The sequence below is a fragment of the Streptomyces sp. NPDC028711 genome (assembly GCF_055565415.1).
Window position 1 is genome coordinate 105,422 of the sequence record NZ_JBVHUJ010000006.1, and the last position, 12,375, is coordinate 117,796.

The 12,375-nt window shown below is 72.2% G+C and carries 13 protein-coding genes; 4 read left to right on the top strand and 9 right to left on the bottom strand.

Annotated features, from left to right (window positions below; all coding sequences use genetic code 11):
- Positions 1 to 60: 60 nt before the first annotated feature.
- From ACZ4VK_RS20315 to ACZ4VK_RS20330, 4 genes are all read left to right on the top strand, one after another.
- On the top strand, positions 61 to 741 hold the full coding sequence (locus tag ACZ4VK_RS20315; protein WP_468353779.1) for a hypothetical protein: 681 nt from the start codon (positions 61 to 63) through the stop codon (positions 739 to 741).
- Positions 728 to 1,474: a class F sortase gene (locus ACZ4VK_RS20320; RefSeq protein ID WP_468353781.1), complete on the top strand. Its 747-nt coding sequence runs from the start codon at positions 728 to 730 to the stop codon at positions 1,472 to 1,474. The genes ACZ4VK_RS20315 and ACZ4VK_RS20320 overlap by 14 nt, the downstream gene beginning before the upstream one ends.
- A gap of 347 nt (positions 1,475 to 1,821) precedes the next feature.
- Entirely contained in the window at positions 1,822 to 3,222 is a 1,401-nt protein-coding gene (locus tag ACZ4VK_RS20325) for an aldehyde dehydrogenase family protein (RefSeq protein WP_468353783.1), read from the top strand.
- A gap of 25 nt (positions 3,223 to 3,247) precedes the next feature.
- On the top strand, positions 3,248 to 4,330 hold the full coding sequence (locus ACZ4VK_RS20330) for a Zn-dependent alcohol dehydrogenase (RefSeq protein ID WP_468354329.1): 1,083 nt from the start codon (positions 3,248 to 3,250) through the stop codon (positions 4,328 to 4,330).
- Positions 4,331 to 4,390: 60 nt separating this feature from the next.
- Here ACZ4VK_RS20330 and ACZ4VK_RS20335 read toward each other — a convergent pair whose 3' ends face one another.
- From ACZ4VK_RS20335 to ACZ4VK_RS20375, 9 genes are all read right to left on the bottom strand, one after another.
- Positions 4,391 to 5,323, bottom strand: coding sequence for a PDR/VanB family oxidoreductase (locus ACZ4VK_RS20335; protein ID WP_468353785.1), 933 nt, complete (start codon positions 5,321 to 5,323; stop codon positions 4,391 to 4,393).
- Positions 5,320 to 6,777, bottom strand: a complete 1,458-nt coding sequence (locus ACZ4VK_RS20340; protein ID WP_468353787.1) for a purine-cytosine permease family protein — start codon at positions 6,775 to 6,777, stop codon at positions 5,320 to 5,322. Before ACZ4VK_RS20340 ends, ACZ4VK_RS20335 begins: the two co-directional genes overlap by 4 nt.
- Positions 6,774 to 7,220, bottom strand: coding sequence for a Rieske (2Fe-2S) protein (locus tag ACZ4VK_RS20345; protein WP_468353789.1), 447 nt, complete (start codon positions 7,218 to 7,220; stop codon positions 6,774 to 6,776). The genes ACZ4VK_RS20340 and ACZ4VK_RS20345 overlap by 4 nt, the downstream gene beginning before the upstream one ends.
- Complete coding sequence (locus ACZ4VK_RS20350) at positions 7,217 to 8,089, bottom strand: iron-containing redox enzyme family protein (protein ID WP_468353791.1); 873 nt, start codon at positions 8,087 to 8,089, stop codon at positions 7,217 to 7,219. Before ACZ4VK_RS20350 ends, ACZ4VK_RS20345 begins: the two co-directional genes overlap by 4 nt.
- Positions 8,086 to 8,889, bottom strand: a complete 804-nt coding sequence (locus tag ACZ4VK_RS20355) for a dihydrodipicolinate synthase family protein (RefSeq protein WP_468353793.1) — start codon at positions 8,887 to 8,889, stop codon at positions 8,086 to 8,088. Before ACZ4VK_RS20355 ends, ACZ4VK_RS20350 begins: the two co-directional genes overlap by 4 nt.
- Positions 8,890 to 8,913: 24 nt before the next feature.
- On the bottom strand, positions 8,914 to 9,447 hold the full coding sequence (locus ACZ4VK_RS20360) for a DUF6190 family protein (protein ID WP_468353795.1): 534 nt from the start codon (positions 9,445 to 9,447) through the stop codon (positions 8,914 to 8,916).
- A complete protein-coding gene (locus tag ACZ4VK_RS20365) occupies positions 9,437 to 10,615 on the bottom strand; it encodes a pyridoxal phosphate-dependent aminotransferase (RefSeq protein WP_468353797.1) in 1,179 nt (392 codons plus the stop codon). The genes ACZ4VK_RS20360 and ACZ4VK_RS20365 overlap by 11 nt, the downstream gene beginning before the upstream one ends.
- 220 nt (positions 10,616 to 10,835) lie before the next feature.
- On the bottom strand, positions 10,836 to 11,537 hold the full coding sequence (locus ACZ4VK_RS20370; protein ID WP_468353799.1) for a DsbA family oxidoreductase: 702 nt from the start codon (positions 11,535 to 11,537) through the stop codon (positions 10,836 to 10,838).
- Between the two features lie 34 nt (positions 11,538 to 11,571).
- On the bottom strand, positions 11,572 to 12,372 hold the full coding sequence (locus tag ACZ4VK_RS20375; protein ID WP_468353801.1) for an oxygen-binding di-iron domain-containing protein: 801 nt from the start codon (positions 12,370 to 12,372) through the stop codon (positions 11,572 to 11,574).
- Between the last annotated feature and the right edge of the window lie 3 nt (positions 12,373 to 12,375).

Here is a 12,375-nt window from a genome sequence, read left to right on the forward strand (position 1 = left end):
ATGACTGATAGTCGGAATATCGGTTGAAATGTCCGACGACATCCTTCCCGGAGGAACCCCATGTCCGTTCGTCTCGCCCGGCCCCTGACCGCCGCCGCGGCCGCTCTCACCCTCAGTGGTCTCGCCTTCTCGGGCGCACCCGCCGCGTTCGCCGCCCCTGGTGACGACGGCGACGTCAAGATCCACCACGCCGGGCGCCCCGACGAGGCGCCGCGCACGTGGCCGACCGACCAGCGCAACGAGCCCAAGGTCTGCACCTTCTACGTCGCCGCACTCGGCTTCGACGGGCTCCCGCTGCTCAACTGGTCGATCGCGCCGCAGCCCCCGAAGGGCGGCTCGGTCAGAACCGGTGCGATCACCATCGACGCCGCGGGCAACGGGCTCACCCCGGACATCGAACTCCCCGACGGCATGTACAAGATCGAGTGGACCTGGCCGACCCAGCAAGGCGCCAAGAAGAGCAAGGTCTTCAAGGTCGACTGCAACGACGTCAAGCCGCCGAACGGCAGCAACGGAGGCAACGGCAACGGGGGCAACGGCAACGGCGGCAACGGCGGCAACGGCGGCCACCACAAGCCCCCGCACGGCCCGGTCGGCGCCGGCGGCGGCGGCAGCGCGGAGATCGCGGCCGATGACTCCTCCGCCTTCGGTGTCGGAGCGGCCGTCGCCGCCGGTCTCGCCGGTACGGCAGGACTGGTCATGATCCGCCGCTCGCGCCGCCGCAACGATGGCGCCGCGTAGGTCCTCCCGCCTCACGCGCAGGCGTCGGCGCCTGTTCCGGCTCGCCAGGACCGTGACGGTCACCGTGGTCCTGGTGACCGGCGGTGTCTGGTGGGCCGGCGACGAGGAGCCGGCCGGTCCGGCGCTCGCCGCCGGCCCGGCCGCTCCCGGCGGGCCCGGGCCGGCCGCCGCGGCCGGAGCGCCGGCCGCTCTGGACCACAAGGCGCGGACCGCGCCTCCGCCGAAGGTCACCCCGCCGCCCCGGCCGGCGCCCCCGCCCGCACCGCTGGCCCGTTCGCGCCCGACCACCGTCGCCGTCCCGGCGATCACCATCGAGGCGCCCGTGATCGAGCTGGGTCTCGACGCGGCAGGGCGGCTCGCGACACCACCGGTCGACAACCCCCAGGTCGTCGGCTGGTACGCGAAGGGCGCCACGCCGGGTGAGCGGGGGACCGCCGTCGTCGTCGGTCACCGCGACACCCGCACCGGGCCCGCGGTGTTCCTGAACCTCGACTCGCTCAGCCCCGGCAACACCGTCCGGGTCGCCCGCGCCGACGGCAAGGTCGCGGTCTTCACGGTCGACCGCATCCGGACGTACGCCAAGGCGGAGTTCCCCGACAAGGAGGTGTACGGCGCCACCGGGCGGCCCGAACTGCGGCTGCTGACCTGTGGCGGGACCTTCGACCGGAAGACGGGCTACGAGGCGAACATCGTCGTCTTCGCCCACCTGACCGACATCGCCCAGAAGATCTGACCGGAGGCCCGCCGGGAGTACCGTACCGAAGCTCGTCCGGGCCACCGGTCCGACGGATCCCAGCCGCTCCGTCGGCCCCGCCCCTCCCCGCCGCGTCCGGCGGGCCCGCCGTCCGGCGTGCCCGCCGGACGCGGTGGCGTGTGCGCGGCCCTGTCCAGGAGCCCGGGGCCAGTTCCGGAGCCCGGTGGCTGTCCGGTCCCTCCGTGGACAGCACCGTGCCGGGGCGGCACGATCGGTCCGGTACTGAGACCGGGGGCACGGTCCAGGACCCTGGCGCCAGAAAACTAACGGCGCTAGTTTGGGTCGGTGCCGCCGAACCGGTCGGCCGGGTGAGGAGAGGGAAGCGCATGAAGGCCCACGACGCGCACGACGCGATGTACATCGGCGGGGAGTGGCGCCCCGCGTCAGGACCCGACAGGATCGCCGTCATCAACCCGGCGGACGAGCAGGTCATCGGACACGTCCCGGCCGGCACGGCCGAGGACGTCGACGCCGCCGTACGCGCCGCCCGTGCCGCGCTGCCCGGCTGGGCCGCGACCCCGCCCGCCGAGCGCGGCGCCCGTATCGCCGCCCTGCGCGACGCGCTCGCCGCGCGCGCGGACGAGATCGCCGCCACCGTCACCGCCGAACTCGGCGCGCCGCCCCAGCTCGCCGCCGCCGTCCACGCCGGACTGCCGATCGCCGTGGCCGGCTCGTACGCCGAACTGGCCGCCACGCACCCCTTCGAGGAGAAGGTCGGCAACTCGACGGTCTACTCCGAGCCGGTCGGTGTCGTCGCCGCGATCACCCCCTGGAACTACCCGCTCCACCAGATCGTCGCCAAGGTCGCCCCGGCCCTCGCCGCCGGCTGCACCACCGTCCTCAAGCCCGCCGAGGACACCCCGCTCACCGCGCAGCTCTTCGCCGAGGCCGCGCACGAGGCGGGACTCCCCGCCGGTGTGTTCAACCTGGTCACCGGGCTCGGCCCGGTCGCGGGACAGGCCCTCGCCGAACACCCCGACGTGGACCTCGTCTCGTTCACCGGCTCCACCGCCGTCGGCCGCCGCATCGGCGCCCTCGCCGGCGGGGCCGTCAAGCGGGTCGCCCTCGAACTCGGCGGCAAGTCCGCCAACGTGATCCTGCCCAGCGCCGACCTCCCCAAGGCCGTCGCCGTCGGCATCGCCAACGTGATGTCCAACTCCGGCCAGACCTGCAGCGCCTGGACCCGGATGCTGATCCCCGCCGACCGGTACGAGGAGGCGGTGGCGCTCGCCGCCGAGGCCGTCGCCAAGTACGTCCCCGGCGAGCGCGTCGGCCCCCTCGTCAACGCCAAGCAGCAGCAGCGCGTCCGCGGCTACATCGAGAAGGGCGTCGAGGAGGGCGCCCGGCTCGTCGCCGGCGGCCCCGAGGCCCCGCGCGAGACCGGCTACTACGTCTCCCCGACCGTCTTCGCCGACGTCACCCCGGAGATGACCATCGCCCAGGAGGAGATCTTCGGGCCGGTCGTCTCCCTCCTCCGGTACGAGGACGAGGCCGAGGCGCTCGCCATCGCCAACGGCACCGTCTACGGCCTCGCCGGAGCCGTCTGGGGCGAGCCCGGGGAGGCCGTCGCCTTCGCCCGCCGCATGGAGACCGGCCAGGTCGACATCAACGGCGGCCGGTTCAACCCGCTGGCCCCCTTCGGCGGCTACAAGCAGTCCGGCGTCGGCAGGGAACTCGGCGCACACGGCCTCTCCGAGTACCTCCAGACCAAATCCCTCCAGTTCTGAGCCCCGAGGAGCACCCCACGTGAGCGTGATCCGCGCCGCAGTCCTGCCCGCCGTCGGCTCTCCCCTGGAGATCACCGGCATCGAGCTCCCGGAGCCCGGCCCCGGCCAGGTCCGGGTCCGGCTCGCCGCCGCCGGCGTCTGTCACTCCGACCTGTCCCTCTCCGACGGCACCATGCGCCTGCCGGTCCCGGCCGTCCTCGGCCACGAGGGCGCCGGCACGGTCGTCTCCGTCGGTGAGGGCGTCACCCACGTCGCCCCCGGGGACGGCGTCGTCCTCAACTGGGCGCCGTCCTGCGGGCGTTGCCACCCGTGCACGCTCGGGGAGGTCTGGCTCTGCGCCGACGCCCTGGCCGGCGCCGCGAACGTCCACGCCCGCACCGAGGACGGCACCGAGCTCCACCCGGGGCTCAACGTCGGCGCTTTCGCCGAGGAGACGGTCGTCGCCGCGAAGTGCGTCCTGCCCGTCCCCGACGGAGTCCCGCTCACCGACGCGGCCCTGCTCGGCTGCGCCGTCCTCACCGGCTGGGGCGCGGTCCACCACTCCGCCCGGGTCCGCGAGGGCGAGTCCGTCGCGGTCTTCGGCGTCGGCGGGGTGGGTCTCGCCACCCTCCAGGCCGCCCGGATCGCGGGAGCGTCCACGATCGTCGCCGTCGACGTCTCCCCGGAGAAGGAGGCCCTCGCCCGGGCGGCGGGAGCCACCGAGTACGTCGTCGCCTCCGAGACCACGGCGAGGGAGATCCGGAAGCTGACGGGCGGCCAGGGCGTCGACGTCGCCGTCGAGTGCGTGGGCCGCGCCGTCACCATCCGCACCGCCTGGGACTCCACCCGGCGCGGCGGCCGCACCACGGTCGTCGGCATCGGCGGCAAGGACCAGCAGGTCACCTTCAACGCCCTGGAGATCTTCCACTGGGGCCGCACCCTCTCCGGCTGCGTCTACGGCAACTCGAACCCGGCCGAGGACCTGCCCGTCCTCGCCGAGCACATCAGGGCCGGCCGGTTCGACCTCGGCGCCCTCGTCACCGAGCGGATCACCCTGGACGGCATCCCGGGCGCCTTCGACAACATGCTCGCGGGCAAGGGCGGCCGCGCCCTGGTGGTCTTCGACTGACAGCACGCGCAGAGGCCCGTACCGGCGGATCAGCCGCAGCCGGTACGAGCCTCTGCGCCTTCAGAGGTCCAGGACGAGGCGTGGGCCGCACGAGCGGCCCACGCAGAGCATCATCGTCGTGCCCGAGGCCTTCTCCTCCTCGCTGAGGACGGAGTCGTGGTGCTCCGGCGTCCCGGCGAGCACCTTCGTCTCGCAGGTGCCGCACCACCCCTCCTCGCAGGAGTACGCCACACCCGGCACCACCTCGCGCACGGCGTCGAGCAGGGTCCGGCCGGGCTCCACGCGCAGAGTCCGTCCGGTCCGCCGCAGCTCGACCTCGAAACCGCCCGACGTCGTGGTCGCCTCGGCGGGCGCCGCGGCCTCGGAGGGCGCCGCACCGAACCGCTCCGTGTGCAGCGGCCCCGGCCACCGCTCCTCCACCGCCCGGAGCAGCCCCTCCGGGCCGCAGCAGTAGACGGCCGTCCCCGCCGGAAGACCGCCGAGGACACCGTCCAGATCGGGCAGCCCGGCCGTGTCCTGGGGGACGAGCGTGACACCCCGGAGCCCGGCGAGCTCCTCGCGGTACGCCATGGAGGCGAGGCTTCGTCCGCCGTACAGCAGGGACCACGAGCCCGCCGGAAGAGAGCGGATCATCGGAAGGAGCGGTGTGATGCCGATGCCGCCGGCGACGAACAGATACCGCTCGGCGGGCACCAGCGGGAAGCGGTTGAACGGGCCCCGGACGTCCAGGACCGTTCCCTCCCCGACGGTGGTGTGGATCTCCTCGGAGCCTCCCCGGCCCGCCGACTCGCGCAGCACCCCGAGCCGGTACGTGCTCCGGTCCGCCGGGTCGCCGCACAGCGAGTAGTGCCGGACCGTCCCGGACGGCAGCGTCACCTCCAGATGGGCGCCGGGCTCCCACGCGGCGAGCTCCCCGCCCGCGGGGTCGGCCAGCAGCAGCCCCAGGACGCCCTCGGCCTCCCGGACGGTCGACCGGACCGTCAGCCTGGTCATGGCGTCACCTCGGTTCGTGACGGCGGAAGCAGCGGCTCCGGCCACACCCGGCACAGCGCCCCGTACAGCGCCGCCGCGACCAGGAACGAGGCCGGCAGGCTCAGGTCGACGCCGTCCGTCAGGCCCGTCAACGGGCCCGTGTACAGAGGGTTGTTGACCCACAGCACCCCGACGACGGACCCGGCCGCGAACGCGGTGGCGGCCCGTGGGTTGACCCCGCCGTTGTACCAGTACCGCCCGCCCCCTCCGGTGGTGAAGGTGCGCAGCGCCTCCGCGTCGTACCGGCCCCGGTGGAGCACGTACCCGACCGAGAGCACGGCCGCCCACGGGGCGACGACCGTGAGCAGCAGCGTCACGAACGCCGACATCGCGTCCATCGCGTCGTACACCACCGCCCCGAGGTACAGCACGGCCGCCGCGAGGAGCGCGACCACCGTGGTCACGGCGGCCCGTGAGGAGCGCCAGAAGACCGAGTTGGCGGAGAGCCCGGCCGCGTACAGACAGAGACCGGCCTGCGGCAGGGTGCCCGCGAAGCCGAAGAGCACGACCGCCACCGCGAACCAGCCGGGCACCGCGTCCGTCAGGCCCTGGAGCCACGGCTCGTCGGGGACGGGGAAGAGGGTCGTCACGTACGCGCCCGTGAGCAGCGCGGCGAGACTGCTGAGGAACATGGAGATCCCGCTGGCCCGCACGACCCGGCCGGTCGGCGTGGAGGCCGGCATGAAGCGCGTGTAGTCGCCCTGGAAGGTGGCGTACGACAGGGGAACGGTGGCGGACGCGGTCGCCGCGAGCAGCCATGTGTGGAAGGCGCTGTCGAGGGCGAGCGTTCCGCCGGCGTACCCCGCGTCGAAGTCCGGGGCGAGGACGAGCACGGTGGCGAGGAGGACCGCGCCGCCGGTGACCGCGGTCACCTTGTAGGTGCGCACCAGCGCCTCGTGACCGCGTACGGCGACAAGCGCGACCGCCGCCGCCGTCACGAACATGGCGGCGGTCAGCGCGCCGGGCCCCGTGGGGGTGGAGAGGAGACGGTGTCCCGCGACCATGACGGCGGTGCCGCCCGTCCACACGGCGATCGCGAAGAAGCCGAGCGCGGTCACCACGGTGAGGACGTTGCCGACGATCCTGCCCCGTACGCCGAAGTGCGCCCCGCTCGCCACCGGGTCGTTGGCGCCGGTACGGACGCCGAACCGGGCCAGCGGCGCGAGGAGCACCGTACCGACGGCGACGCCCGCGGCGATGGCGCTCGCCGAGGCCCACCAGCCCAGGCCGAAGACGACGGGCAGCGCGCCGAGGACGACCGTGCCGAAGGAGAACTGGGCGGAGGGCCAGATCCACCCGAAGTCGCCCGGCGTCGAGGTGCGTTCGGCCTCGGGGACCGGCGCGATGCCGTCGTGGCCGGCCCCCGCACGGGGCGGCGTCACGACGGACGCCGCCCCGGTCGGTGTGGTGGTCATGGAGCGCCCCCGACCGTGCTCGGCCCGGAGGTCCGACGGTCCCCGGCCGCGCGCCGGGCGGCGGGCAGAGCGCCCCCGACCGTGCTCGGCGCGGCGGACTGCCCGCCCCCGGGCGGCGCCTGCCCGGAGGGGGACCGACCGTCCCCGTCCGGTTCCTGCCCGGCGAGTTCGCCCGGCAGGACGTCGACGACCCGCAGGGCCGCGCACGCCGCGCCCGACAGGCGCTCGCCGCTCGTCAGGTCGAAGACCGTGTGGTGCAGCGGGCAGGTGATCCGCAGCCTGTCCCCGTCGACCCTGCCGTACTTGAGCCGGCCCCCGCGGTGCGGGCAGACGGCGGCTGCCAGGACCTTGCGGCCGCCGGCCTCGACCAGGACGAGCTCTTCCGTCACCTGGCGGACGGTGGGCTCGTCGGAGCTCCGCCGCCCGGCGGGCACGGCCGTCACGCGACCGTCTCCCGCGCCCGTGCGACGGCCGCCTCCGTGGCCGTGCCGACGATGTCGGAGGCCAGCCGGACCCCCGCCCAGATCTTCGCGAGGTCCGGCTCGTCGAGCGCGCGGATCGCCGTACGCATGTGGTTGCTGTGGTACGAGTCGATGTAGAGGTGCTCGGTGTAGTAGGCGTCGTGGCGGATCCCGAGCCGCCGCGCGGCCCGCGCGAAGCTCTGGAAGGCGTACAGCACACTGGTCTCGAAGTAGGCGTACGCGCCCAGGAAGTACTGGGGCGAGGGCGCCCGGCTCGCCAGCCAGTGGAACATGTTGACGTACGCGAAGCACTCCGGGACCGTCTCGTCGAGGTAGTCGTCGAGCCGGAGGCTCATGCCGAGCTCCGTGAGCAGGTCCCGGTAGAGCTGGGAGTGCGCCTTCTCCTCGTTGCCGCAGCCGAGTTCGTCGATGAGCACCCGGAAGACCGCCATCGCCGAGCGGTACGGCAGCCGGGGCACCACGGGCAGCAGCGACTCGGACTCGGTGAGACCGTCGAGGGCGAACTGCCCCACCACGACCTTGAACTGGTCGAGCGTCGCGTGCTCGGCGAGGAAGGTCGCGCTCTCCGGGATCGCGGCCTCCTCCTCGCCGAGGAACCCCTTGAGCGCCTGGAGCAGTTCGCCGGCCGAGCCGAACGACGGCGCCGAGGCCTCGTACGCCCGCGCCTTCGGCAGGATCCACCGCTCCTCGATCGCGGTCATCGACCCGTAGTCGCCGAGGTTGGGCACCCGCCGGTAGAGGCTGTGCAGTTCGCGCTGCGCGGTCGCGGCCGGGGCCGCGACCGAGTGCGCGGCCACCGGGACGGACAGGTGGGACGAGGGCGTGCTCATGCCGCCTTCGCCTCCTCGTGCGTGGTGGGGGAGGAGATCACTCCGCGCCGGTGCAGTTCCTTCTTGACCCAGCGGTACCAGTCGTCGCGGAAGACTCCGTACCGCTCGCAGACGGTGTTGATCTCCGCCTGGCGGTCCGGGGTCGGGTCGACCAGCATCGCGTTGCACAGGCCCGGTTCGAGGTTGGCCAGCGGGCCGATGAAGCCCTGGATGCCACGGGCGTCGACGAGCAGGTTCTCCCAGCCCTCGAAGACCGGGATGCCGGTGCCGGCCTCGGCCATCTTCCGGGTGAAGGCGGCGTCGCCGCTGGACTCCTTGATGCCGGCGATCCCGGGGATCTCGCAGATCCGCAGCAGGGTGTCGAACTCGATGCGATTGCCCGACAGCGCCTCCTCGTTGTAGAGGAAGAGCGGTATGTCGAGGGCCGCGCGGATCGCCCGGTAGTGGTCCACGATCTGGTCCTGCGTCACGTCCGCGCCGAACGGCGTGGTGACGACGACCGCGTCGGCGCCGATCTCGGCGGCCGTGCGGGCCCGGTCGATCACCGAGGCGGTGTCGGGGAGCTGGATGCCGGCGAGCACGGGCAGGCCGCCGGCGTGCTCGACGGTGTACGTGACGACGTCCTGCCACTGCCGGGCGTCGAGCTTCCAGCCCTCGCCGGAGGTCAGGGCCGGCATGAGACCGGAGACCTCGGCCCGGACGTGGTCCAGGAGGCGGGCGACGCTCTGCTCGTCGACGGTGCCGTGCTCGTCGAGGGGGGTGATCAGCGGGACGACGGTCCCGGAGTAGGTGTCAGGCATGAGAGGGGTGCCCTTCGGAATGCTTCAGAGGTTTTCGGAGACGACCGTCAGGACCAGCGACCGCTGGTAGAGGTCTTCCAGATACGCGGGGAACGAGGCCTCCCCGGCCGGGCCGCGAGCGCCGGCCGGCACGGCCGGGACGACGGGCAGGCCGGTCGCCCCGGTCAGCCGGGGGCTCGCCGTGTGCAGGACGCCGCCGCGGCCGATGACCTGGGCGAGCAGCAGCCGTTCGTGCGTGGGCAGGCCGTCGAGCTCCGGCGTGGTGAGGGCCCGGCGGACGTCGTCCTCGTCGTAGCCGATCCGCTCGATGGTGAGGTCGGTGTGGAGGACGTCCATGAAGGGGTAGTAGTCGTCCTGCACCCCCCGCTCGTACGCCCACACCAGGTCGTCGCAGCGGCCGACCTGCTCCCAGCTCATCAGGACCCGCCCGGCGTCTCCGGCGGCCAGCCGGCCGGCGAAGAAGGCCTTGGCGGCCAGGCGGACGGCGTCGTCCTTGCTGTGCATGCCCATGAAGAGGGTGGCGTCGACGAACACCACCGCGTCCGCGTCAGCCCGCATAGCGCTCGAGCACCTTCCGCATCCGCTCCATCGCGCCGGCGAAGACCTCGGGCTCGCGGGCCAGGGCGAGGCGGACGAAGCGCTCGCCCTTCTCCTTGGTGTTCCAGTAGAAGAAGGTGCCGGGCAGGACGTACACCTCCTCGTCGAAGAGGACGGCCTGGAGCTGGGTGGCGGTCAGGTGCTCGGGCTTGATGCGGAACCAGGCGACGCTGGTGCCGACGACCGGCTCCTGGAACTCCAGGATGGTGCCGCTGAGGGCCTCGCGGGCGGCCTCGCCGTTCGTGCGGATGATGTCGCGCACGGAGGCGAAACCGTCGGAGATGGAGTCCTCGACGTACTGGGTGACCATGTTGAGGACGAAGGGCGAGACGTTCAGGAGGACGCTGGTGTGGAGGTTGTAGACCTCCTCCTGGATGTCCCGGCTGGCCGTGATCATGGCGCACTTGGCGTCCTGGATCGGCCAGGTCTTGCCGGTGTCCTCCATGACCATGTACGTGACGCCGGACTCCTCGAGGAGCTGGTAGATGTCGACCCGGCCGATGCCCTCGTCGCAGAGCGCGAAGGAGGCGAAGCAGAAGTCCATCACCAGGACCTTGCCGTGGTCGACGCAGTAGCGGACGACCTCCCGGAAGCCGTCCAGCTTCTCGGCGAGCAGGGTGAACCCGGTGGGGTTGTTGGGGTCGACCAGGTAGATCGCGTCCGCGTCGACCTGCTCGACGAGCCGCTCGTAGATGGCGTCCTTCTCGTGCAGCGCCGACTCGGCGAGCGGGGAGATCGGCACCTGCATGTTGCGCAGCAGGTCGACCAGGTTGTCGAAACACGGCTCGACGAGCTGCACCGACATCCCGCGCTGCTTCAGGAACATGCCGGCGACCATCGTCGAGACGCTGGCGGAGTAGGAGAGAAGCGTGCGGTCCATCGCACGGGCGGTGGGCTGCTGGTGCAGCCGGAAGAAGGCGTCGAGGAACTGGCGCTCGAAGTGCGCCTGCTGCTTCGACTCGGACTCGTGCCAGAGCTCGGGGAGCCGCGAGACGATCTGCTCCTGAGACGCGGACTGACGCTGGTGGGTGTGCGCGTCGGCGAGGTTGAACCGCGTCTTCAGGGCTTCGATCTCGTGCTGGGTGAGGTCGACGAAGGTGCTGACGTCTGCCTTGTCGGTCAACGACATGAGAACTCCCGCTGTCGATACGAATCTCCGTCCGGAATTCCGGCGGCGTGAACGACTTTAGGAGCTTCGAGCGGCCTTGCGAATAACGGCCGGGTCACGCAATTAATAATCACCGCGATGTTCTGTCGGCGAAAAAAAGGAACGACGGCCAGGCATTCCTCGAAAAGGAATGCCTGGCCGTCGTTCGCGTATCGTCCGCCGCTTTTGGCGGCGTTTTCAACTATTCAGTGGCGGCCTTCAGGAGGATGTCCTCGTATACCTTCGGGTCGTCCGAGTGGATCACCGGCCAGCCGATGCCGTACGAGCCCTCCCAGCCCACGTCGACACCGGGGTTGGCCTGGTCGGAGCCGTCGGGCAGGAACAGATGGGGGCTGCAGTTGATCCGGTCGGTCGCGGACTGCGCGGCCTGGTCCGCGAGCGCCCGGCGCGCGCGCCCGTCGTCGAGCGCCTCGGTGAGGGCGTCGACGTCGACCGCTCCGGTGTCCGCGGCCACGTCCAGGATCACCTTGCGGTGGCTGATGCAGCGCGACTCGGCCCAGAAGGCCCGGCGAAGGCCGAGGTCGAGCTGCTCGGAGGCCTTCAGGCTCTGCTCCTTGGCGGCGAGCACCGCCTCCAGGGCGGGCAGGGTCGTCGAGGGGTAGAGCCAGTCCTTGGCCTGCCACAGCTGCCAGCCGGCGGACGGCTCGAGGCTCGCCATCCGGGCGACCTCGCTGTCCGTGCCCGGGCGCGGGCTCGGGGCGTCGTTGAGCAGTTCGAGGGGGAAGGCGCGCAGGTCGAAGGAGACCTGCTCCTCGAGGCCGAGCCGGGCCCGGGTGGCGTGCAGCCGGTGCACGGCGATGTGCGCGAAGGAACACCAGATGTCGGAGAAGACGGTGATGACTCCGCGCGGCGGGGTCAGATCGGCGGTGGTCGGGTCGTACATGGTTCTCCTCGGTTCGTGTGCGGCGGAGCGGGGCTCAGCCGGCGGGTGACTCGACGGCGTCGAGCGCCGCCTCGAGATCGAGGTCGGCGTCCGGCAGCCAGGCGGGCAGGGAGGGGATGCGGGCCATCGCGTCGAAGAGCCGCGGTACGGCCGCCTCGCGGACGGTCGGCCCATGGGCGCTCAGCAGTCGCGCGGGACGCAGGGCGGCCAGCTCGCGCACCGGCCGGAGGAACTTCGCCTCGTCGACCAGCGTGGTCCACGGGGCTATCGCACGGTTCAGGACGTCGAAGCCGTGGAAGAAATCCTCCTCGGAAAGTTCGGTGAACTCCTGCTGTATTTCCTCGACGACGGTCCCGAAACTGTCGGAGCTGTAGAGCGTTCCATCGGAATGGTCGAACACGGCGAGTGTTCCCGGTGAATCAAAAGTGGGCGGCCGGTGAAAACTCAGCTCACGGTCCCCGACTTTCACCCGGCTTCCCGGGTTCGCGGTCACCACCCGGCCCTCCGGAATGCTGAACTCCTCCGATATGCGCGTCACCGATATCGCGTTGGCGAGCACCTTCGCGCGCGGCGCGGCCGCCAGGGCGGCGGCGAGGGCGCCGGTGTGGTCGCGGTCGTCGTGGGTGACGACGATCCAGCGCAGATCCGCCGGGTCGATCAGCGACCAGAGGGAGTCCAGGAACTCCTCCCGGTCCACGGGCATGCCGGTGTCCACCAGGATCGGTTGGCGGGACCGTACGAGGAAGGCGTTGACCGGCTGGTCGCCGAGCCCCGGTATGGGCAGCGCCGAGGGGAGGACGTGGATGTCCGGCCCGGCGGTGTAGGACGCTTTCATGAC